The following is a 22,681-nucleotide window of genomic DNA, read 5'->3' on the forward strand; positions in this document are numbered from 1 at the left end:
CGACTTCAATTCTAGCCAGGCGAAACGAATAGCTCCGACGTCAGTTCAATCTGGCCGTCGACGACATGCACGCGCAGGAGCAACAGTGGCATCTTTCGCGTTTGCGTATGGGCGATGAAGAGTGCGGTTCCGCCAAGTCGTCGCACGTTCAAGTCGACGTCATGCCGGATCAAGCTGAGTGCCGCGTCGCTGGCGTCTAAGATCGCCAGGCTCGTTTCTTCGAATCGATCCTCGCGAATCTCGGCCGCGGTGACGACTCGCTCTTCAATGACGTTGTCGCGCTCGAGCGCTGCCAAGGCGACTTGCTTTTCCTCTGCGGTAAAGTCGGGGACCGATTCTTCCTGGGCGTTCAGGAAATCCTCGCGCGGTTGAGGAAGAAAGACGCGGTGGGTATAGCCGCCGTTTGCAAGCGCCTCGGCAAACGCCAGATCGGCGCCGATCGCGACCTGCGAGATTCCGCAAAAGGATTGATCGGGCTGCAGTCCCAAAGGGTTCCGTAGCCCTTCGATTTGTTGTCGCAACTGCACGACGAGTTGCTTTTCGAGCGTGGGGATCTGCGCTGGCGGAATCGAATCGTCAAAGAGACGTCGCGAGCCGGCGAAGCCCAGTTGAACCGCAACTGGTCGGCCGTTCGGCTGTTGATCTGTCATCGCGCTTCCAGATAAGAGACGTTTGCAAGCGGAAGGGGGTTCGTGCGGAACGTAGGATCGAACCAAAGATTTTACGAACTACTAACGGAGGACGCTACGAGTTTCCGGGGAAGGATCTTCATCGCTGAGCGAGCCGAGACGTCGTTCGCGTAGACTTTGCTATTGGTCATGGCGACATCGGTCGGCGATTGCGGCCCGGCTTGTTTGAACTGCTCGACTACGATCGGAACGGGGCGCTGTCGCGGCGGGAACTGCGCTACGCTTGGAGACGCATCAAAGCGGCCGGCGCTGTGGAAGTTGGTGCGATCCAACCGGAGAAGTTGCCGCGACAACTCCACCTGACGGTCAGTCTGGGGCAGCCGTCGTCGCTGCTAATTTCTTACCGCTAGCTCATGCACGCCGCTGGTAATTTGCCCGCTGTCGCTGCTGTGCTGTCGTCTATGCGGCAAATAGGTAATTGGCAGGTCGCGTTTCTAGATGCAGGCGTTAAAACCGGCAAAGATTCACGCGGTTTACTATCTTTTTGGGTGACTAGAGAAGATGGGAAGAAGGATCTCAAAGAGCTCGTTTTACTGGAAAAAGGGGGGATAGATTGGCGAATTCTAATTCGTCGAAGCGGACCTCACCCCATATACGAAGTAGCGAATCGAGGAGCTGTCGTGCGTTGTACTGCTACCTTTACCCTGATCGCGCTCATCGCCCTCTCGTCGTTTGCAAGCGCGCAAGATTTTTGCGGCTGCGGAAACTTCGAAGATCCGACTCTCACCTTCTCAGGCGAAGCGCTGATGCTGTGGCGCGACCAGAACTACGCTGGTCCGTTGGTCTTCAACGAAACGACGATGGCGCCGGCGCTGACCGGGGACGACGTCAACTATGGCGGCGCTGGGGGCACCCGATTGACGCTCCACCGCGAGGTCCAAAATGGCTGGGCGTTTGAAGCGGTTTACTTTGGCATGAACGACTGGAGTTCCAACTACCTGGTAACCGGCAATAACAACATCAGTTTGCCGGGTGACGCAGGGATTGGAACCTTCGACTTTTTCGCCGCCGATGCGATGGGAGTCGCTCTGGGATCGAAGATTCAGAACGTCGAATTGAACGTCACCAAGACCGCGGGAAATCTTCAACTGCTGGCCGGGTTTCGCTTCTTTGGTCTGACGGAAGATCTCACGATCTCCTCCTATGACGCCGACACCTTCCTCAGCGACTATCGCGTCAAGGCCGACAATCACTTGTACGGCGGTCAGCTCGGCGCCCGTTATCACGAACAGTGGAATCGCTTGTCGCTGTATGGCGAAACGAAGCTCGGCATCTACGACAACTCGTCCGACAACTCGACCTTGTTCCGCGATTTGAACAACACGCTGGTGCTGCGTAATACTCGCAACAATGCAAATTCGACGTCGTTCGTCGGCGAGCTCCGCTTCGGCGTCGACTACCTGTTGACCGAGCACCTGCATGCGACGCTCGGCTACAACATGCTGTGGGTGACCGACGTCGCCTTGGCGCCGTATCAGCTGGACTTCACCGATACGATGACGAGCAGCCAGTTTCTGGATGACTCGCACTCGGTCTTCTATCACGGTATCAACGTCGGCCTGGTCGCGACCTTCTAAGCCGATCGCAACAAACCATGCGACTGGCGATTATCCGAGGAAATCGCCGGTCCATTCGTCGTCGGTTTCAAAGAAGCCGTCGTCGAAGAATTGGTCGATTGCGTCGTTCCACTCGAGCTTGCGAACGATCGACGAACGTCCGTCGGACAGTTGTCCGATGAAGAGTTCGTCATCGCCGTCCCCGTCGGCGTCTTTGGTAACGCCGCTCAAGGGGCTCAATGCGTCGTCGCCGGTGTAGAGGGCGCCGAGCAGAATCGCCGTCGAGTTGGCCGGGATGTTCGCCGAGCCAGGGACGTACGACAGCAATGATCCGCCGCGGCGTCCGGCGAGGATCAAGATCTCGTCATAGCCGTCGCCGTCCAGGTCGCCGGTGGTAGTAGTGATTCCGCCGCGACCGTAGGCGGCGTCGACCTGAACCACGCCAAGTAGCGCGCCGGCTCCGCTGAAGATCGAGACGCCGGGATTACGACCGGTCCCTGTCGAAACGATAATCTCGTCCGTGAGGTCGCCGTTCAGGTCGCCGGTGCTGACGCGAACGCCGCCGCTGGCGTTCGGATCGAATCCGCTGTCGAACGAACGGACCTTCTCAAAGTGATCGTCGACCCACTTCCAAATGGTGACCGCCTGACTGCCGCGTTCCATCGAGGTCGCAATTTCGACCATGCCGTCGCCGTCGAAGTCGCCGGCCGAGACGTAGACGCCGTAGGTATTCGACGGATCGCCGATGGTTTGCGAGATCGACATCGGTTCGCCATTGACGCCGTTGAAGACCTGAATCCGCGGAGCGAGATTGGCGCCGGAGACGGCGATGATTTCATCCAGGCCGTCGCAGTTCAGATCGGCCGTCGTCGTGCGAACGCCGCCGACCACGTGGTTCTTATTCGCTTCGATGATAATCGCCGACAGGAAACTGCTGATATCGATGACGTTGACCGAACCGTCGCGGTTGGCGTCGAGCCGCGGATCGTACTGCCCGGGTTGCTCGTCGAGATGATCGAGGAGGATCTGCAGATCCTTCGGCGAGACCATCCCGTCATTGTTGACGTCCAACCGCTCGAGCGACGCCGGCATCGCCCCCGGCTGGAAGACCGGATAGTCGAAGATGCTGAAGGCTTCGAGCGGCTCCGAGGAGAAGTTGGTGACGACGTCGGAATACTTCGTCAGCGTGGTAGGCGAAATGACGTCAATCAACGGTAGCGAATTGAAGCCGGCGTCGTCCGAAACGGTAAGCTTGTCGAGCAGATTGAACCGTTCAATGCTTTCGAATTGGACTTCTTTATGGGGCGCGTCGAACGTCCAGACCCCTTTGGTCTGACGACCGTTGACGATTTCGGTGAAGGTGATCTTGGGGCCGGTCACAGGGTTCAGATCGACCGGGGGAAGGGGAGCGAGATCTAGCTCCAGGAAGTCGCCGCCGCCGGGAGGACAATCCTCCACGCCCGGTTCGTTCCCATCGACGTAGAAGACCGTGAACTCGCTTGGCCGGACCGAGAAGCGATTGACTCCGTCGGTACCGTCGAGCCGGACGAATTCCATGGTCTCGTCAAAGTAAACGCCGGCGAACGTCCGATCGGGAGCGAAGTTCGTTTGCAGCCAAGTGACCGAATGGGGCTCCAAGCGATAGTCAAACCGCTCTTCGCCGTTGTCTCCCCCTTGGTCGTCGAGATAGATGCGGTCGCGTTGGTCGGGCTGGCCGTTGTCGTCGGCGCCGCCATGAATCGTCACTTTTCCTTGGTAGTTGTCGAGATCGCCGCTATGGAAGTTGAAGAAATCGTCGTCTCCTTCGCCGTTCAGAATCATCGCGAACGAAGTCGCCTTGACGTCGAACTTATCGACCTTGGAGCCGCCGGTAAGTTCTTCAAAGTTGGAGAAAACAAGCGTTCGCGATTTCGCCTGGTAGGTAAAGCTGGGCGTTTGGGAATCGATCGTCCAAAGAGCCGTCGCGTCGATGCCGGTCAACTTGTCGGTGGTGGCGCTCGTGCTGCCGGCGATGGCGTTGATGTTCGCAAATCCCATTCCGATCGTTCCGCCGACGGTAGTTCCATCGAAGCCGTCAACGGAGCCGATGTCTGAGAGCCGAACGTCTTGTGCTCCGAGCGCGGTGAAGTCTAGGATGTCGGCGCCTGCTAGGCCTTCTATCTTTCCAGATAAGGAGCCGTTCGTTAGGAACTCAAACGTGTCGACCTTGGTTCCGCCAGTTAGATTCTCCACTTGCTCGAAGTTGAGCCCGCGTACTTGTCCTTGGTTCTTCTGCGAGATTTGCCAATCGGTAGCGGCATTTGGACCAACGATCTCATCGGTTCCTGCACCGCCAATAAATGCCATCACTGGAGATGGGTCAAGGCTCACTAGGCGTAGCGTATCTTCTTTAGATCCGCCGTAAAGAGTCTCGAAGTTGCTGAACTCGAGAGTTCGACCAAGCGAAGAGTAAGAGTTGTTGACGATTGTCCAAGTTGCGACTTGATTAATTCCACGGATGGAATCAGTGCCGGAACTGCTTCCGATTAATTCGTCGATGTTGAGGAATGTGCCTGCGTTGGCAGTAAAATTAAAGCCATCGACGGAACCGATGTTAGTGAGCACAACGGTCTGTCCATTCAAATTGCGTAAATCGGCCGTGTCCTTTCCTGAACCGCCGTTAAATTCGACCGCTGCACCATTGGAAAGTACAATTCTGTCATCGTCTTCGTCGCCAAACGCCTTTACCGGCACGCCAACATCGTCAGTCACGAAAATGGAGTCATTTCCCTCCTGAGCGTATATGATTACGTCGCCATTTGGAGAGTAGTTGCCCTCAAAGTTTCCATTAATGGTCACGTCGATCCCACCCATCCCGCCCGGTTCTATCAGAATAACGTCGTTTGACGTCGTCCCACCGATTTGGAGGTCGAAAATGCTAGGATTATTGGGACGCGGAATCAGCGCGACGGCGCGGATTTCAATAGTGCTTGATTTGCTGTTGGCGCCATTGTCGTCATCGCGGACAGTCGCGGTTAAAGTATACGTCCCGTTCGCTTTGTATTTGTGAAATGGCGCTATGTTGAGACCCGCGATATCATTCGTTGGAGCGAACGGAAGCACCGTGCCGTCGCCAAAATCCCACCTGACCTCATGCGTGTCGAGATAGCCGGGGTCGGTGAAGTTGGTGGAAACTCGAATCTGGTGACCACGCACTCCAATAGGTGGATTCGTAACTGCGGTTACCGTCGGGGCGACATTATTGCTAGTGATCGTAAAATCTTGGAAACTTGACTTGCCGGTGCTGTCCGTCGCCCGAAAACGGAGCGTTACCGAACCATTGTCGCCAAGGGATAGACTAGCTGTCGGAGACGTTGCGTTGGCAATGTTACTGGTGGTTAGCGCTGCCAGATCTCCTGTGCTTGACCGCACGCTCCACTGGTAAGTTATCGTCTCGCCTGGATTGGGATCGTATGTGCCGCTTCCATCCAAGATCAGGGTCGTTCCCTCATCTACTGTGGTGCCAGGCTGGATGTTTACGCCAAGAATCGGTGGCTGCGGAATCAAGCCATCAATGATGCGATTAAGCTCGGCAACTATTAAATCGTCATTGGGAAAGACGCCGTGCTGCAGATTGTTCGACCGACTCGTTGTGTAAGGCAGGTCTGGCAACGGGGGCGTTACTAGAATTACTTCGCAGTCGCCGAAGAGCGTATCGAACGCGCTGCAACCATGAAATCGCGTATCGCCGTCCGCTTCCCTTGAGATGCTTTGTTCCTTCTGGTCCTGAATTCCAAAATCTTGCTGTATGTCTCCGTCATTCGCAAAGCTGCGATTGTCGGAAGAGCCGACGTCGAATGGAAACGGGCCGTTGGTCTGCCATCGATTGTAGAAGTATTTGACATTTGACGTGACCGCACCGCGATCCGGCTGCGCTCGAAATCCTCCTGTTCCGACGCGGTCTAACGTAACTAATAGATCGATTTCGCGCTTGCCGTCTAGGTCCTGCGCGACTTGCAGTACGGAGTCAGCGCCAAAGCTGTGTCCGATTAGGATTATGACGTCATCGTCGTCGTAATCCGTTTCGAGTTTATCAGCGAGCGCATCAATAAACTGATCGTCAGTGGGTGGATCGGCAACTGCCAGGAGTCCGGCGATTATAGTGGTAGCTACGCCTCCTGTCAGATACGATGCGACTGCAGCAAGCAACGCGGTCCCGTCTCCAGGGTTACCGCTCTCTGTGGTCGGATCAGGGCTATTCCAGTTCGTCTCAAAAATATCGAGATTGAATGCACTGGTCGTTGAGGAAAGTTCATTCTGTCGGTCAATCAAGTGGTTCCACGTTCCAACTGGGATGGCTTCGCCACCGTATCCATTTACAAAGAATGCTGCGACGGTTCCGGCCAACATCCGGCGATCTTCCAACAGTTCAACATTCTTTGTTTTCTTCGAAATTGCAGCGGCTCGGTCTTTTTTCGATTTCTTAGTTCGATTTTGGCGGTGCGGAGTCATCAGATGCTGGACCTTGTATGCCGGGTGGAGAGGCAGAGAGAGCCGCGGGAGAATCCAATAGTTGGGTGTTGGTCTAAGGGAGAGGCGACGCTGGAATTAAAAACCCAGCCCATCGCTCACCTAGGTGATCTTAACTTCCCTCATAAGATTGCCTATTTTGTCAACTTGTGCCTAGATTAACGGTCGTGACGCCCCTGTCAACCGATTTTTCCCCTGGAATGGAGGGTTTGGTCAAGAAACCCATGGAGATCGGTTTATCTATCAGGGGGTTTGCAACATCCACCTAAAAGAGGTGATTTTGCCGGCGGAAGAGAATCCGATCACGACGCAAAACCGATCGACTGCATGGCCGTCCTTTAGCCGTGTCGGAGTGCCGGAACGACCTCGGTTGTCGCCGCTTGCCAGGCCGGGGCGACGCCGGCGATGAGGCCGGCGGCGATGGCGATGAGTACGCCTTGGAGGGCGAGCGATAGAGATGGCGTGAACGCGACGGCGACGGCTTCGGCGGCTACCGATAGGTGGCCGAAGTAGAGCGTGATCATGGCGATGATGACGCCGACGGTTCCGCCGACGAAGCTGAGGATCGCACTTTCGGAGAGGACGAGCGAGAAGATCCGCATCGTGCTGAAGCCGAGCGTTTGCAGCACCGCATATTCCTGCACGCGGTCTTGGACCGCCATTACCGTCGTGGTGGCGACCAACGCCAGGACGAGTCCGACGCACGCGAGGCCGAGGTACTGCGCCATCTCAATCAACTGTGTGAGATCGCCAAGGCTCTTCGCTTGGAAAACTCCTTTTGACCGGGTATCGGTTTCGACGGGGCCGCCGCGGAAGAGGTCGTCGATCGCTGCGCAGACGGCGCTCGGATCGGCGCCTTCGATCAGCGCGACTTCGTGTTGGGTGACGGTACCGACCAGGTTCAGACCTTTGCCGCGCTGGAGAAACTCGAGATGCGAATAGATGTAGTTTTCTTCAGCCGGATCTTCGGCGGTGAAGATGCCGGCGATGTTGACCGACAAGTCGCCGATCGAAAACTTCTCGCCGACGTTGATTCCACGGCGACGTGCGACTGCGGCGCCGACGACGGCGGCGTCCTGATGCGTCTCAAACTCACTCCAGCTTCCTTCAACGAGTTCGAATTTGCGAGCGGCTCGCAGCTTGGCGGGGGGAAGTCCGTAGAAGACGATGACGTCGAGACTGGCCCGGCAGTTGTTGGTGAAGACCTGGATCGGAGTGACGTCGCGGACGCCGGGGAGTTTGGTGATCTTTTGTTCGTAGTCTTGCGGCAGATGGCTGGTCGCGGGGCAGAACTTGTTGGCCTGGAAGACGATCAGGGCGCCTTTTTCATCCTGGCGTCGCTTCAGGTCATTCATCCCTTCGCGGATCGCGCCGACGAAACAGAAGACGAAGATTGCCACGGCCGAACCGCTGACCGTCAGGATGGTCCGCGAGCGGTGTCGCCAAAGCGTTTTCAGGGTGTACCGCAGGAATTTCATCAGCCGTACCTTCTAACTGTTGGCCTGGGCCGGAGTCGTTTCGACCAGTTTGCCCCGATCGAGACGGAACTGCCGTTTCGCCGTTTCCGCCGCTTCCTGGTCGTGCGTCACCATCAGCAGCGTCACGCCGAGCTGCTCGTTCAGTTCGCGCAGCAGTTGCAGGATTTGCTCGGAATTGGTCGGATCGAGATCGCCGGTCGGTTCGTCGGCGACGACCACTTTGGGATGAGCGACGATCGCCCGGGCGATGCCGACCCGCTGCTCTTGACCGCCAGAGAGTTGCCGCGGGTAGTGATTCGCCCGATCGAGCAAGTCGACCGCCCCAAGGGCAATTTCCACGCGGCGATGCCGTTCTTTGCGGGACATCGGTAGCAGGAGCAAGGGGAGCTCGACATTTTCAAACGCCGTCAGAACGGGGATCAAGTTGTGCGTTTGGAAGATATAACCCATGTTCGCGGCTCGCCACGCGGCGAGCCTGGTCCGGGACAATCGCGTGATCTCGACGCCGCCGACATGAATCGAACCGGAGTCTGGCCGATCGATGCTGGCGACCAGGTTGAGCAGCGTCGACTTGCCTGTGCCGCTCGACCCCATCAACGACAGGAATTCTCCTTCGTCGATGTCGAGCGACAGATCGTCAAGCGGCGTGATGGTTTCTTCGCCTTGGCGATAACGTTTGGTGACGTTGCGAATTTCAACCAGGGGCATTACGAATTTCCTGCGCTGGGTAGCCGCGAAAGTTGCGAGCGTTGGGGAGAAGCGTTGGCTGCGGGGGAGGCATCTTCCTGGACGACGATGCGGTCTCCCTCGGCAAGCGGCCTTACCGCGGAGGTGATTACCCGGCTGGTGACGTTCAGGCCGTCGGCGATTTCGACCAGGTCGTCGACCTTTGCGCCGGTCTTGATCGCTTGCCGAACGGCGCGGCGATCGCTTTGATCGGCCAGCCAGACGAAGTCGCCGAGTCCTGACGTATGAATCGCCGTCGCCGGGATGAGCAACTGCCGCTGCTGGTTCGGTTCGGTCGAAGCGACCTGGTGCTGCGGTTCGAGGAAGGTGACGTCGACCAGCATCTCCGGTTTAAAGAAGGGAGGCGGATTGTCGAGCGCCACCTTCACCTGCAGCGTGTTTTTCTGAATGTCGGCTTCCGAACTGATGTAGAGGACTTGACCCGTCAGCGGTGCTGAAAGCGCCGGATTGTTGATTTCGACCGACTGACGCAACGAGACGTGCGGCACGTCTTCGAAGCGAACGTCGACCCGTACTTGCAGCTTGTCCGGCTGATACATGGTGACGATGGTGCTGCCGTCGTAGCCGACCGAGCGGGTCAAATCTCCACCAACCTTGGCGCCAGGGTGGCCGATCAGTTGGTAGATCCGACCGGTTACCGGCGCCGAGATCGTCATCCGGTCGAGACGCAACTGCGCCTCGGCCATTTGCACTTTGGCTTGCGCAACGCGGGCCTCGGCCGCTTTCAGACGGGCGGTCGATTCGCCGACCGCTTTCTTCTCGTCGGTCAGCAGTTCGAGTTGCCGCTTGATCGCGTCGCGGCGTTGACGGAGCGCCGTTTGTTGACTCTCGAGCGCCGATTGCCGTTGCTGCAGCTCTCTGACGAGCGCATCGGCGGCGTCGAACTCCGACTTGGCGGCGTCGACCTCGCGCGCGGCGATGGAGGTGCGAATCCGCTCTTTGCTTTCAAAGTCAATCTGGGCGTACTCGCGCCGGGCGATCGCGCGGGTTGTCTCGAAGGGAAGGTTCTTGAGCAGCGTTTCGAGTTGGGCGAGCATCGCTTCTGAGTCCCCGAGAATCGCTTCGAGGTGAACCGGCTCTTCGAGTCGCGTATTGGCGGCGACAAGATTCGACTTCGCTTCGTCCATTTCCGCTTCGCGCAGCTTGACGTCGGCTTCGGCTCTTTCGAGGGCAAGCTGCGCATCTTCGACGACCAGCTTGGCGATCGGTTCCCCCTTCCTAATCGGTTGATCGTCGACGACCAGCAGCGACTCGACGATTCCGGGCGCCAGGGCGGCGACCCGGATCGGCGTTGGTCGCGGCTCAATCCAGCCGGCCGCTTGGAACAACGGGCTGCCGCCGCGCTGCTGGGCGGAGCGAACCGAGATCACCGGCGATACGGTCACCGCCGTGGGAGGAAAGGCGAAATCGCGCAGCGACCAGGCGACAAGCGCGAGAAAGCCGGCGGCGATAGCGCCTGGGATGACGTATCTGGTCAGAAGGCGACGCCGCGGCGCAATGGTAGTTGCGCCGCGATCAATCGCCAACTGCCGAAGATCGACGGAAGAGTTCATCGGAACGTCTCGCTACTTCACGAAGATGTTGGTCGCCAGGATCGTCAGGTTGCCGTCGGCGTCGCGATCCGCTTTCCCTTGCACGACGACGGTCGACAATTCTTTTACGCCGAGCAGCTTCCGGGCGTCCTCTTTCACCACTTCGCCGTTGGCGTCGACCACTTTCACCAGCGCCATCGACGACGGCAGCTTGTCCGTTTCGCAGCAATAGTCCCAGGGAGACTCGCAGGCGTCGCCAGGGATGTCGCTGCAGGCTTTCAGCGCGTTGTCGACCAGCGAAAAAGCGGCGCGGTTTTCAATCCAGGGATTCTCGCTGCCGCCGATCCGACCGACGACGATCACCTCGGATTCGTCTTCCGCTCTTTCCCGAGCTTCCGCGACGCCGAGGGCGCCGGTTGGTTCCGCGGCGAGGATGTAGGGGACGCCGGCGGGAGAAGGTCCACTTGCCGTCGGCGCTGACGTCTTAACCGACTCTGAAGAGCAGCCAACAGCCGCCAAAGCGATCAGGCCGAACGTAATCGTCGATAGATTCCAGTTCATTTCATTGTCCTTTCAACATGTGCGGATTCATTCCGCGTACAGGGGTTCGTCATACGGCGCGAAGGGCCGAAACCACAGGCATTCGCAACGCGCGAATCGCCGGCGGAATCGCTCCGGCCAGTCCAATCAACATGCCAATGCCGCAGCCGAGAAAGACCGTCGACTCGTCGAGCTGCAGCGAAACCGCCCCCATCGTGAAGCGAAGCGCGGTTCCTTGTACGAAAGCCAAAGTGACGGCCGTTCCTATCAAACAAGCGGTCGCCGCCAACAACATTCCTTCCTGAATCAAGCTGAGCGCGATCGCGCGGCGGACGAAGCCGATCGTTTGCAGCGTGGCGAGTTCGGGGATGCGTCCCATCACGCTGCCGTACATCGTGTTTAGTCCGGCGAAACCGCCGGCGCCGGCGATCAGCACGACCAACAGCCAGGCGAGCGATCGAATCGGTCGATAGTCGCGCTGTAAGCCAGCGTAATAGTCGGTCTCGCGGATCGCTTGCAGTTCGAGATCAAGTCGCTCTTTGCAAAACAAGTCGACGTCGGCGAAGTCTCCGCCGGGCTCGAGCGTCGCGGCGATTAAGCTGAGATCCTGCCGCTTCATCGCTTGTTGCAGGTCATCCAGGCGACACCAGATTTCGGATTCGAACGCGGCGCCTCCGGACGAGAAAAGGCCGCTGATCCGCCACGTGCGACCTTCAAACTCCAGCGTATCGCCGGGGTGAAGCGCCGATTGGGATAGTCCGAGCTTGGTCGCGGCCAGACGCCCCACCATTACTTCGCCAACCTGCGGCCATGCCCCTTCCTCAAGTTCGACCTGGCGGCGGACCAAGAGCACGGAAGAGGTAACGCCGCGAACCAGCCCCATCGCCGGTTCCGGCAGGGGAGGGATGCCGATTTCGCAACCGCCGTATAGTTCCGGCGAAACGTAGCTTTGGCCATATCGACGCTCGATCGGCTTTACGCTAGCGGCCAGCAGGTCGCTGCTTCGCATCGGGATCGAAGAGTACTCGAGGTTCTCTCCCATCCCCAGCGAAAAGACGAGGGCCGTGCGGCGCTCGCCGCTGGCGGCGAGCGATTTTTCCAAGCCGCGGATGAAGCCGATCACGACCAGCGTCAAAACGACGACCAGCGACAACCCGGCGCACGTCAGCGACGTGCGCAGCGGACGGCGAAGGAGGTTTCGAACCGCGTACTCCCACGGTAATGTGCGAATGAACATCGCGCGCTCAACAACGGCTTCCGGGAAACGAAGAAACTAACGACAGCAAGAGAGTGACGTACGAGAAAAACGTCAGCGCTGGCGATTTAGCACAAAATCAGGACGTGCTGCGCGCGCAGCGTCCCTGTCGGTTGTGCGGAAGAGTGCGAGTTTCGCGAGGAAGCGTACGCTTGGACCTGGCGAGTCAGCGTCGCCTGGACGTCGATCACACGGGGAAAGTCGAGCGAGAGGGGGAGCGGAAGTTCTACCGTGACGTCGCCGTCGAGAACGGCGCCGCCGCAAATGCCCTGGCAATGACTTTCGTCCGAATGCCGCTGGGCCGGCGGGGGCGAATTCTCTTTCTGGCAGCAACAACAAGCGGGCTCGTCTGCTGGCGCCGCAGTTGGTTCGGAATGATTATCGCAGCAGGAAATTCCCTGCGCCGACGCCCAACTACACCACAGCGGACAGCTGAGGAGGACGAGAATCAAGAGCGGCGAGATGAGTTTCGGACGCATGAGAAATTCTTACCTTCTAGACTTACCCTACCCCCTGGCGATTGGATCTGCAAGGCGAATTCTCAAAGCAGGGAAAGCCTGAATGTTCCCAGATCGCCGCCGCCAAACGAGAGAAATCGAGCGTTATCTTAATTTTCGCTCGTCAGAAGTCGGCATTGCCAGAGACGCGAATTCTGCTGCGGAGTCTGGGAGTGGGACATGAAGATTCGGGTCAGATCTTGTGAGACGCAGGTAACGATTTTCCATGATCCGGTGGGAAAAACCGGATCGAAAAGGACTGGGGGCCCGAACGGTTGATCCGTTGAAGCGCGGTTGCAGACGAACAGGTTCAACCCTTGATAGCCGGTACGAAAGGAGGAGAAGAGAAGGACCGTTCCATCCGGCGATATAGCTGGGCAGGTGTTGGTGACGCCAGCGTTGATCTCGTTTTCTAGCGGGACCGGTTCATCGAAAGGTGCGTCAATCGATTTGCGCGTAGCGATCATCAGCGTGCCGTAGAGGGTCCGACCCTCAACCCGTTGGCGTTCGAACACCAAGGTCAAGCCGTCGTTGGTGATCGCGGCATGCGCTTCTCCTTGGTCGGTGTTGATCGGCGATCCAAGATTTGTCGCCCGACCGAAGGGCTCGTCGATCGAATTGCGGCGCGCGATCCAGATGTCGTCCTGACCCATGCCATCGGTCCGTCGCGAGTGAAACAGCATTCTCGTTCCGTCGGCGAACAGACGTGGACCATGTTCCAGTTCCGACGAATTGATTTCGGAGGAAAGGAGCGTCGGCTTTTCCCAGGTACCGCTCGGCGTTGCGGGTTTTGAGACGGCTAAGTCCGCTTTGTCAAGTCGCTCGGGAGAAATCGCGAAGTAGAGTTCGCCAGTCTTGTCCAAAAGGTAAGGATTGCAAAGGGTTTCGCTATCCTCCACGCCGGCGACGACCACTGGTTCCGGCTTCGACCAGCGCCACTTGCCGGAGGTAAAGACATCGACGGCGGAAACGCCGGGGCCAGGGGGCGGAGCGGAAGGAGTTGGATCGATGGACGTCATCGCCGGGGAATCGGCAGAGGTCGTTGGCCCGCCCACTGCGCCGGTCGGATCGCCGTCCCAAACGACGCGGCAGGTTGGGCGAGCTTGTTTGAATTTTGCGACGCCTGCCGGGGTTACCTTCGTTTCTGTGAGGTGAAGGTTCTGGAGGAGCGGGAGGTTCAAAAACGTGTCGAACGACTTGTCGGTCAGCGACGTCTTATTGACGTTCAGCTGACGCAGTTCTCTGGCGTCGGCCAGACAGGCGATCCCTTCGTCGCCAATCGATGTGTTCGAAAGCATCAGGCACCGCAATCTTGGCGTACTGGGGAATTCGCGAAAGAACTGCATGTCGTCGTCATTCAGCGAGTTGTAGCCAAAGCGAAAATCAATCACGGAATCCATCTTTTGCAGGTGCGAAAAAACGTTGGAGGTCAGCTGGCATCCCCACAGTTCAAGGAAAGTGATGCTGCGGTTCTCAGCGAGGTGCGCGAGGCCGGCTGCTGTCACCTTTGACGAATTGAGGACCTTAACTCGTCGTAGATTGGAGGTTCCTTGGAATGCCGACAGCCCTTGGTCGGTGATTTCATTATTGTTCGCAAGTTCAACGTGCGTCAGTCGGAACGCTTCATTCGGCAATTGATTTGGATTCTTGATAAGCGTGTTCGTCCCGAGGTGGGAGTCGTCGTTGATTCGAACTTGTCCACCGATAGAGAGAACGTACTCGGCGGCGCGGCGATCGGCGGAGTCGTCGACCGATGTGGCGTTAGCGGCGCCCAGCCACTGTGGATTTCCCTCGATCTTGCCGTGATGATTGTTGCCGGACGAATCGAGGAGCTGAGTTCCGGAACCTTCCTCAAAGAGATACAGCGCCAAGGTGTCGGCGTCCTTGGTCAACTGCGTGGGAGGAGTGAAATTGTCCTGATAGCGAAGCGATTTCGAAATCCGTACGCCGCCGATCTTGCCGGCGAACATGTGACTGAAGTCCATGTCGCCGCCGAACACGAGCGAATCGGGCGCTGGACTTGTGCGGGGGTCCTTCAAGGCGTTCGGAGTCAAGTCGGACTTCTGGCCGTCAACGAAGATCAGAGGTCGGTCGGCGAAAGTGGCCGCTACATGGACCCATTTTTCGTACGGGCAGGGCTGATGGATTAAATAGACGTCTTCCTTGTTTTCGGCAGCGTAGAGTTTGCCGTTGGGAGAGAGGCAGACCGTGCGCGAGTCGCCGTGCGTAATCGCACGCACGAAATAGGAATCTTTGGAGTTGCCGGGTTGGGTTTGGCAGAAGAACTCAATCGTGAGTGGGCCGTCGACCAGATTTTCGGAAATGGGAATCATGACTCGATCATCCACCCCATCAAACTCCATGCCGTGCGGCCGCCTCAACGGCTTGTTCGAAGTGACGCCGTCCGCGACGTTGGCGCTCACCTTCACCCGGCGTGGATTGCCATGGATTTCTCCGTTGCGATGGTTGCCGGAGGAATCATGAAGGATGGTTCCGGAAGCTTCCGTAAACCGATAGAGCGCGAACGTGTCGTCATCCGGGAAGAATTCGTACTGCGGCGTAAAGTCGCTCTCGTATCGCTCGGTCATGGAGACGCGGACCTGTTGAACCTGGCCGCGATACGGGAAATCGAAGTCGCCTGGTTGCCTGGCCCGGTCATTGGCGCTCGCGCCGAGCAAGAAGTTGAGGCGACTATGATTGCGTTCTGATTCCGGCAGGGCGGCTTTCCCGGCCAGTTTGCCGTCGACATACAAGCGATATTCAACTGGCCCAAGCACAAACGTCAGGTTGGTTAATGTTCCGGTCGTCGGCAAATCGGTCGTCTCCAGCATCGCGTAGGTTTTGAGGGGCGTCGAAGAGAGGGCCAGGTGCGCAATCCGCTTGCCGGTTTGCGGCTGACGGTTAATGCCGAGGCCAACGCCGGAGACTTCCGTATTGCCGAAAATCGTGCCTGATTCCATCGAGTTCAGCGGCATCGGCAAAACGACTTCGACGGTGATCGGCGTTTTTCCCTGATACCCGAAGGGAAGCTCGACGAAGTCGTCGACTCCATCGAAATCAATCGCGTAAGTCGGCGGAGCAATTTGGTCAGGGGACAGGCGAACCCATTGGGGATCGCCGTGGATTACGCCGTGACGATTGTGACCGGAGACGTCGGTCAACTCAGCGCCTTCCCCCTGTTTGAAATCGTAGAATGCGTAGGTCTCGTCGTCGGCGGCGAACTGGTATTGCGGCGTGAATTCGGAGGTAAAACGCTCGGACGTAGAAATCCGAAACTGCTGAATCTTGCCGCGAAACGGGAATCTGATCGGGATCTTTAGATTCGGTTTCTGGCTGGGACTAGCGCCAAGCATGGCTTTCAAATCGCCGTAGTTCCGCTCCGCCTCGGGGATGGCAATGTTGCCTACCAACGACCCATCGACGTAGTAGCGAACGTTTTCTTTGTCAGAGACGACGGTAAAGTTCACCGGGGTATCCGGGGGCGTAATGTCCTTAGCGGTTAATCCGATATAGGCGCCGTGGCGACTGGAATGGATGAGAAACTCGGCATTGAAGAATCCGTCGGTCTTCGTTTTGCTGAGCGTCCAACCAAGTCCGCTGAATTCCGTCGTCGAGAAGAGAGCGCCCCCGATGTTCGTAGGATTTGTCGGCGTTACCGCGACCATCTCCAACGACCAAGGAGCGGGAAGATCGAAGGGATAGGGAAGCTCGACGTAGTCGTCAACGCCGTCAAATTCAAGCGCAAAGGCGCGATGCGCGTTTGGATCGAGGTTAGCCTTCGTGAGCGGGATCCACTGGGGATCGCCATAGATCGCGCCGTGACGATTGTGCCCTGACGAATCGGTCAACTGCGTACCTTGTCCCTCTTTGAACTGATAGAGAGCCATCGTCTGCGGGCTCGAGTCGAACTGATACGTTGGCTTAAAGTCCTCCTGGTAGAGGACGGCGTTGGAAAGCCGAACTTGCTGAATGACGCCGCAGAAGGGGAAGTCGACCGGGAGGGGTTCCCCTTGGTTGAGATTGGGACTGGCGCCCACGATCCAGTTCAAGTCGTTGAAGAGACGATCGGTCTCCGGCAGCGTGCTCTCGGCCACTTTTTTTCCGTCGATAAAAAGGCGGAACTGCTGCGAATCGATCGTCGCCGTCAGATTGACGGTTGTTCCGGGAGGCGGATAGTTTTGGGACGAAACCATTTGGTAAATGCGCGACGGCTTCGCTAATCCGATTTGAGCCGCCATCGTTTGGCCGTCCGGATGCCCGGCGAACTCGAAGCGAACGCCGCTGTCTTCGGACGTTCCCAAAATGTTGTGCAGCCCGGGGGCAGGTGCGGGGACTTGCAGCACCACTTCCATCGTGAGCGGATGTTCTCCCTTGTAGCCGAAGGGGAGCTTGACGTAGTCATTGACTCCGTCGAACTCGAGCGCGTAGGCGCCGGTTGGAGAGGGAGCCTTGGGGGGCGATTGCGCTGGCACGTCGGGAAATGCCTGGACGATGCGGAAGCCGCCGATGTATTCGGGTTTTTCCGGTTGGTAGACCGAGCGGGCCGCCGATCGTCCGACGTCGCTGCCGTAATACCAGGATCCGCCGCGCTGCACGTGATAAGGACCGCTGTTCGGTCCCGTAGGATCGACGAGGGGCGCGAGTTTGAAGTAGTCGCTTCCGTACCAGTCGCTGCACCACTCCCACACATTGCCCGGCATGTCATAGAGGCCGAATGGATTCGGCAGCTTCTGGCGAACCGGATGGGGGAATTGTTCGTTCGCGTTGAGGGCGTTGGCGTTGAACCACGCATAATTCACGAGTTGCGTCTGGTCGTCTCCAAACGAGTAAGCGGTTTCGGCGCCGGCCCGACACGCGAATTCCCACTCCGCTTCGGTCGGCAAGCGATAGGTCTTTCCTTCTTTCTCGCTGAGGCGACGACAGAACTCGGTCGCATCCTCCCAGGTAATCGGACTAGCCGGTATGGCGAGAGGATCACGGATGCTGTTCGAGCCAACGACATTCCAGGGTCTTGGTCCCATCACCGCGTCCCATTGTTTCCGCGTGACCTCGGTGTCCGACATCAAATAGGGGCGTGAGATGCGCGCTTCGTGTTCCGTCTCGTCACTGAGACGTTTGAATTGCCATTGGGGCGATCCCATGACGAATTCGCCCGGAGGAATCACGCGGAACGTTATGCCGACGCTGTTGGTCGACAATTCAGGCACGCCGAGATAAGAGGCCCACGCCGCTTGATGCGCTTTGGCCTGGGATTGATCAAACGGAGCGATCGCCATGGCCGGGGCGAGATTGACGGCGGTTTCGGGGACGGAGGGCGGGGTTGATTTTGCGGCTTCTTTCCAGAAGAGATGGACTTTCGACGAAGCGTCGCTCAGGATCGTCAGCTGGCTGACGTCGGTCTTGATTGCGCCGCTGGCGTCGAGGTCGAACTTGTATTCGCCCGGCGCGAGCGACACCGTCTGCTCGGTATTGAGCAAGCGGATCGGCGTTCGCTTCGCCGTTTTCAAATCGACGATCGCCAACTCTTGATCGCGGAGATGGGCCGTAAGGTCTTCTTGATCGACTTCGACGACCAGCGTGCCAAGCGGCGGAGCGCTCGGAAAAAGGATGCCAGCGGCGTAATAGAGGAAACCGAACAGCAATACCAAAGCCCCGATTACGCCGCCGTAAACGGGGACGCCACGACCCGAAAGAGTCGGCAAGGATGTTTGCGGACGAGCATCGATCGAGCGAGTAGGTAGCACCTCGGCGTCGGCCGAGTAAGGTTGCGTCTCGAAAAAGGCGGTGGGGGACGTGTCGTTCGCCGTCTCCATGCTGCTGATCGAGAGCGCCGGCGGGGCGTCGCTCAGTTGCGGACGAATGCGGCGCAATGCGGCGATCAATTCGGTCGCGCTTTTGTAGCGATCCGCGGGAGACTTCGCCATGCACTTTTCGTAAATCGCTTGCAGCGCCGGCGGCACGTCGCGACGAACGTTGAGCAAACTGGGAGGCGTTTGTTCGCGATGCCCGAGCAGCTTGACCATCAGCGTCTCGCCGCCGAACGGCGGACGGCCGGTCAGCAAGTAGTAAAGGGAACAGCCAAGGCTGTACAAGTCGGCGCTGGCCGTCGCGGCTTTGGCGTTGACCGCTTGTTCCGGCGCCATGAAGTCGACAGTTCCCATGACGGCTCCGTTTTGCGTCAGGCCGGACTGATTGCTATCGGTCTGGATCCGCGCGATCCCCATATCGAGAATCTTTACGACGCCGTTTTGATCGATCAGCAAGTTGGCGGGCTTGATGTCGCGATGCACCAGTCCAACGCCGTGGGCGTATTCGAGGCCTTGCGCGGCTTGCAGCAGACAGTCGACCGCCGCCGCGACCGAAAGGGGACCGGCGCGACGGACCTGCGTGTTGAGATCGCGCCCCTCGACGTACTCCATGACGAAGAAGTGGATTCCGTCCGACTCGTCGGCGTCGTACGCGGTAACGATGTTTTCATGCCGCAGTTTCGCCGCGACCTTCATCTCCTGGTTGAATCGCTCGACGCTTTGCGACTTCGCCATCGCCGCACGAGGTAAGACTTTTAGCGCGACGACGCGTCCCATTTTACTGTGCCGCGCTTTGTAGACTTGCCCCATTCCTCCTTCGCCGATCTTGTCCAAGACCACGTAGCGGCCAAGTTTGAGACCGCGGGTCTTGCCGTTGGCGATCGAACGCAATTGAAACCGAGTTACCAGATCGTTTTCCAGCAGCAAGCCGGCCAATTGAAATCCAGTCCGGACCCGGTGGGAATCCAACAGCTCCTTCAGCTTGGCGGGAGGGATGATCTCGGCCGCCGCCAGATGGGTCTGGAGGGTCTTGAGCTGGAGATCGTCCGGCATCAACAGGGACGAATGGAGCGATTGGGCCGTCGGCAAATGCAATTCTTCGGCGGGCGCCTGGGGAGCGTCGAGCCAGGCGATCTTTTGGAGGGCGGCGACGTGTTGTTGCAATTGTTCCAGGAGCTGTGGGTCGCCGTCGGCCAATTTCGCCAAATCGGCGTCGGTCCCGCTGGACGCCGCTTCTTCCCATTGCAGTAACAGATCGAGCAGTCGTTCGTCCATGGACAACGGTTCCGCTTACTTGGCGCCTGGAGAAAGGTCTGGCGTCATCTCCGCCAGCAGCAGTCGGGCCTGGATAAATCGTCGCTGGATCGTCTTGGTCGAAACTCCCAAGATCTGCGCTGCGTCGCCATGCGTCGCGTCGGCGTACCATATCAGCGAAAACGTGTCGCGCAATTCCTCGGGGAGCTTGTCGACCGCCTCGTGAAACTCGGCCCATTGAGCGAGCGAGACGGGGGTATCGTCGTCGTCCTGCCGTGGAACTTCGGCCAAATTGAAATGGGACTGATGGTTGGCCGCTTCGGCCATCGGCCCGAGATGCTTGCGAGCCAGGTCGATCAGCGTCCGGCGAATCTGCATTGTCGCCAGTTTGAAATAATGTTGGGCCGACTGCGGTTTCACATTCTTCAGGCTGCGATATAACCTAATCGCCGCTTCCTGGAAGACGTCGTCGGTTTCTTCCCAGCGGACCAGGCTCGGATACGAGCGCATCATCGCTTTCGTCAGACGCCGCAATCGCTCGAGCGACCGTTCCAGGATCAGGTCATACGCGACCACCGGGCGCTGACGCTCGGCTTCGAGAATACGTTCGATATCCTGCGTCGTGGCTGATGTCGTTGGCAACGCAAATCTCTCCCCCACCGCGATTCGCTTTTCCAGGGCTGTTCGTGTTGATTGTAACCCACGCAGACCAGACAGTCGCCCTCCAAAGTAAGCGGAAAAGACGCGCCGCACTGGACAATCTTTTTTGAGATTTTGGCGCTGGGGGGCGTTTCGATAGTACGCAGCTGGCATTTGCAGGAGGGCTAATCTCCCGCCCGATTACTTGGCCAGCGCGGCGTCGACGGGCGCCAGATTGCGGCGCACGAAATCGAGATAGACCGGGCGATCCGAGGCTCGTTCGTGTTGAAAGCCGTCCAAGATTTGGCCGCAATGGTAGAGATAGACGCCTGGCATCTGAAAGCTGTTAGCGCGAGGAAGGCCTAGTCCATGCCCCCCAAAAATCCCCGCGGCAATTCCGCGCGCCCAGACCCGAGCCCCAAAGAGCTGCGAGAAGGTGCCGATATCCAGTCCAAACTGCCGGTAGAGTCGACACGTGGGGTCGGAGATGCGGGGGAGGTCGTCGAGCCCGTACTTGCTGAAAGACTCGGGATCGTCCTCTTTGCCGACATGCACCAGAATGATGCCGCAACCGGCCGCTTCAATTTCGCTTCGCTGCTTGCCGAGATCGTGCGCCGCTTCGCGACAGAACGTGCATCCTGCGTGACGGAGGAAAACGACCAGCTGCGGATGCTCGTTCGCTAAGTCGTCGAGCCGGCGACCGTCGTTGGTGCGCAGTTCGCGAATCGGATCGTCCGCTTCCGGCATTTCGTAGGCGTTGCCGATCAAGTGCTGGTGACGCACGGCGCCCCACAAGATCATCGCAAACGGCGCCCACCAGATCAGGTCGTTCGTCAGATTCATCCAGCCGAAAGTCAGCGGCAACGTTCCCGCGCCGTAGGCGAAAAGAAATCCGATCGGCCCTAGCACTTTGCCGATAAATCCGACCAGCACGAGCGGCCAATGGCGATACGCATCGGTCGCTGCGATCAAATAGGCCAAACCGTAGACCCCGACCAACATGCCGATGCACTGCCAGAACGCCAGCGTCGAACCGGTCGCATCGACCTGCAGCCACGACAGCATCGCACTGGGAGCGAAAATCGCCGCGGCGCCCCAGATGAAGTTATACGCGCCGGCGGCCAATAACAGATACTTCATCCACGGCGGCGGCTGATCAGGCAGGTTCATAATGTCCCTCCCTGATTCGAGCAGGCGTTTGGGTGGCGGATGAATTGGTACATTTCAGGATCAATCGGTCGAATGAGTCGAATTGTTGACGTTAGGTGGAAGCGAATAGCGCCTCGAACGGTTTGGCGACTTCCGCCAGTTTTTCGATGCTCCGCTGGTACAACTGCCGGGTTCGTTCTTTGCTGATGCCGAGCTCGTCGCCGATCTCACGAAGCGACTTTCCTTTGCCCAGCTGATCAAGCCCGAACCGCTGACGGACGATGAACTGTTCGCGGGGATCGAGGGCGTCGTCGATTCGACTCATGATCGCGTCAAAGGCGTTTTGCACTTCCACGTCGGTCGGCCGATCGGGATCGACAGCCGGCGACGCGGCCGTCTGAATCGCCGCCTCCTCGGCCGATTCCAACTTGCGGCGTTTGTTCCGCTTTTCGATCAGGCGAAATAAGTTGCGCTGAATAGCGTGTGTTGCGTAGGTACTGAAGCGATAGCCGCGGGCATAGTCGAACTTATCGATCGCGTTCAACAAAATGGCGTTCGATTCGGCCAGGAACTCCTCAAACTCGTCGCGCGACTGGGCATGTTTCTGGGAGATGGAAGTCGCCAGGCGGAGATTCGCATGGGCGATCTCCTCCCGCGTCTGGTTGGCGTCCGATAGGAGTCGGTCAATTTCGGCGTCGGTTTTCTTCGTGTTGCGGCGGTTCTTCAGGGTCGACTGTAGTGCGCTAGCCCGAAAGCGGAGAAAGTTCAGTCTCTTGAAGAGAAACTGTTCGCCCTCAAACGTCAGGAGCCGGCTTTGTTCGACCGCACAAAGGAACGACTCCGCCGCTAACTTCGGATCGCGGGGGAGGGGGCGATCTTCTGCTGCGTAAAGCTCAATATCGATCGCCTCAAAGTCCATCTCGGTGGTGGACTCGAAATCATCGTTGGGAACGAAATTGATTTTGGAGTTGGGCAATCCTGACCCCGGTTTGGGAGCGGAGAAATCGGCCGCTGCGCCGCTTTAAAGCA

Annotated in this window: 14 protein-coding genes and 1 pseudogene; 2 read left to right on the forward strand and 13 right to left on the reverse strand. The window is 58.3% G+C overall.

All coding sequences use genetic code 11. From position 1 onward, the window contains the following. Positions 1–11: 11 nt before the first annotated feature. Complete coding sequence (locus LOC68_RS10575; RefSeq protein ID WP_230218322.1) at positions 12–650, reverse strand: hypothetical protein; 639 nt, start codon at positions 648–650, stop codon at positions 12–14. 200 nt (positions 651–850) lie between these two features. On the opposite strand from LOC68_RS10575, the gene LOC68_RS10580 reads away from it, so the two are divergent. Continuing rightward, positions 851–1,039, forward strand: a complete 189-nt coding sequence (locus LOC68_RS10580) for an EF-hand domain-containing protein (RefSeq protein WP_230218323.1) — start codon at positions 851–853, stop codon at positions 1,037–1,039. Between the two features lie 270 nt (positions 1,040–1,309). After that, positions 1,310–2,266, forward strand: a complete 957-nt coding sequence (locus LOC68_RS28520; RefSeq protein WP_230218324.1) for a BBP7 family outer membrane beta-barrel protein — start codon at positions 1,310–1,312, stop codon at positions 2,264–2,266. 30 nt (positions 2,267–2,296) lie between these two features. Here the strand turns inward: LOC68_RS28520 and LOC68_RS10590 are convergent, their stop codons facing one another. The 12 genes and pseudogenes from LOC68_RS10590 to LOC68_RS10640 form a co-directional block, all read right to left on the reverse strand. Further along, the gene (locus LOC68_RS10590; RefSeq protein ID WP_230218477.1) at positions 2,297–4,591 is read right to left on the reverse strand and encodes a dockerin type I domain-containing protein; all 2,295 of its coding nucleotides are present in this window, start codon (positions 4,589–4,591) and stop codon (positions 2,297–2,299) included. Positions 4,592–5,212: 621 nt separating this feature from the next. Further along, positions 5,213–6,736, reverse strand: a pseudogene (locus LOC68_RS28775) (PKD domain-containing protein); the annotation flags it as partial. A 356-nt stretch (positions 6,737–7,092) separates the two neighbouring features. Continuing rightward, positions 7,093–8,232 (reverse strand): ABC transporter permease, encoded by a 1,140-nt coding sequence (locus LOC68_RS10595; protein WP_230218325.1) that lies wholly within the window; start codon positions 8,230–8,232, stop codon positions 7,093–7,095. 12 nt (positions 8,233–8,244) lie between these two features. After that, positions 8,245–8,940, reverse strand: a complete 696-nt coding sequence (locus LOC68_RS10600) for an ABC transporter ATP-binding protein (protein ID WP_230218326.1) — start codon at positions 8,938–8,940, stop codon at positions 8,245–8,247. Next, on the reverse strand, positions 8,940–10,532 hold the full coding sequence (locus LOC68_RS10605) for an efflux RND transporter periplasmic adaptor subunit (protein ID WP_230218328.1): 1,593 nt from the start codon (positions 10,530–10,532) through the stop codon (positions 8,940–8,942). Before LOC68_RS10605 ends, LOC68_RS10600 begins: the two co-directional genes overlap by 1 nt. A 12-nt stretch (positions 10,533–10,544) precedes the next feature. Further along, positions 10,545–11,072, reverse strand: a complete 528-nt coding sequence (locus LOC68_RS10610; RefSeq protein WP_230218330.1) for a hypothetical protein — start codon at positions 11,070–11,072, stop codon at positions 10,545–10,547. A 49-nt stretch (positions 11,073–11,121) separates the two neighbouring features. Next, positions 11,122–12,288, reverse strand: a complete 1,167-nt coding sequence (locus LOC68_RS10615; RefSeq protein ID WP_230218332.1) for an ABC transporter permease — start codon at positions 12,286–12,288, stop codon at positions 11,122–11,124. An 86-nt stretch (positions 12,289–12,374) separates the two neighbouring features. After that, positions 12,375–12,785 (reverse strand): hypothetical protein, encoded by a 411-nt coding sequence (locus LOC68_RS10620; protein WP_230218334.1) that lies wholly within the window; start codon positions 12,783–12,785, stop codon positions 12,375–12,377. A 128-nt stretch (positions 12,786–12,913) separates the two neighbouring features. Beyond that, the gene (locus LOC68_RS10625; protein ID WP_230218336.1) at positions 12,914–19,885 is read right to left on the reverse strand and encodes a protein kinase domain-containing protein; all 6,972 of its coding nucleotides are present in this window, start codon (positions 19,883–19,885) and stop codon (positions 12,914–12,916) included. 15 nt (positions 19,886–19,900) lie between these two features. Then, positions 19,901–20,506 carry an RNA polymerase sigma factor gene (locus tag LOC68_RS10630; RefSeq protein WP_230218338.1) on the reverse strand — a complete coding sequence of 202 codons (606 nt, stop codon included), beginning with the start codon at positions 20,504–20,506 and terminating at the stop codon, positions 19,901–19,903. Positions 20,507–20,704: 198 nt separating this feature from the next. Further along, entirely contained in the window at positions 20,705–21,673 is a 969-nt protein-coding gene (locus LOC68_RS10635) for a redoxin domain-containing protein (RefSeq protein WP_230218340.1), read from the reverse strand. Between the two features lie 91 nt (positions 21,674–21,764). Continuing rightward, positions 21,765–22,628, reverse strand: coding sequence for a sigma-70 family RNA polymerase sigma factor (locus tag LOC68_RS10640; protein ID WP_230218342.1), 864 nt, complete (start codon positions 22,626–22,628; stop codon positions 21,765–21,767). Positions 22,629–22,681: the final 53 nt, after the last annotated feature.

Origin of the sequence: Blastopirellula sediminis, assembly GCF_020966755.1 — a bacterium.
GTDB lineage: Bacteria > Planctomycetota > Planctomycetia > Pirellulales > Pirellulaceae > Blastopirellula > Blastopirellula sediminis.

Bases quoted from the DNA above. Each gene is read 5' to 3' on its own strand.
- LOC68_RS10600 (WP_230218326.1), bottom strand. From the start codon at position 8,940: ATGCCCCTGGTTGAAATTCGCAACGTCACCAAACGTTATCGCCAAGGC.
- LOC68_RS10635 (WP_230218340.1), bottom strand. From the start codon at position 21,673: ATGAACCTGCCTGATCAGCCGCCGCCGTGGATGAAGTATCTGTTATTG.
- LOC68_RS10610 (WP_230218330.1), bottom strand. From the start codon at position 11,072: ATGAACTGGAATCTATCGACGATTACGTTCGGCCTGATCGCTTTGGCG.
- LOC68_RS10625 (WP_230218336.1), bottom strand. From the start codon at position 19,885: ATGGACGAACGACTGCTCGATCTGTTACTGCAATGGGAAGAAGCGGCG.
- LOC68_RS10605 (WP_230218328.1), bottom strand. From the start codon at position 10,532: ATGAACTCTTCCGTCGATCTTCGGCAGTTGGCGATTGATCGCGGCGCA.
- LOC68_RS10615 (WP_230218332.1), bottom strand. From the start codon at position 12,288: ATGTTCATTCGCACATTACCGTGGGAGTACGCGGTTCGAAACCTCCTT.
- LOC68_RS10620 (WP_230218334.1), bottom strand. From the start codon at position 12,785: ATGCGTCCGAAACTCATCTCGCCGCTCTTGATTCTCGTCCTCCTCAGC.
- LOC68_RS10590 (WP_230218477.1), bottom strand. From the start codon at position 4,591: ATGGCATTTATTGGCGGTGCAGGAACCGATGAGATCGTTGGTCCAAAT.
- LOC68_RS10575 (WP_230218322.1), bottom strand. From the start codon at position 650: ATGACAGATCAACAGCCGAACGGCCGACCAGTTGCGGTTCAACTGGGC.
- LOC68_RS10595 (WP_230218325.1), bottom strand. From the start codon at position 8,232: ATGAAATTCCTGCGGTACACCCTGAAAACGCTTTGGCGACACCGCTCG.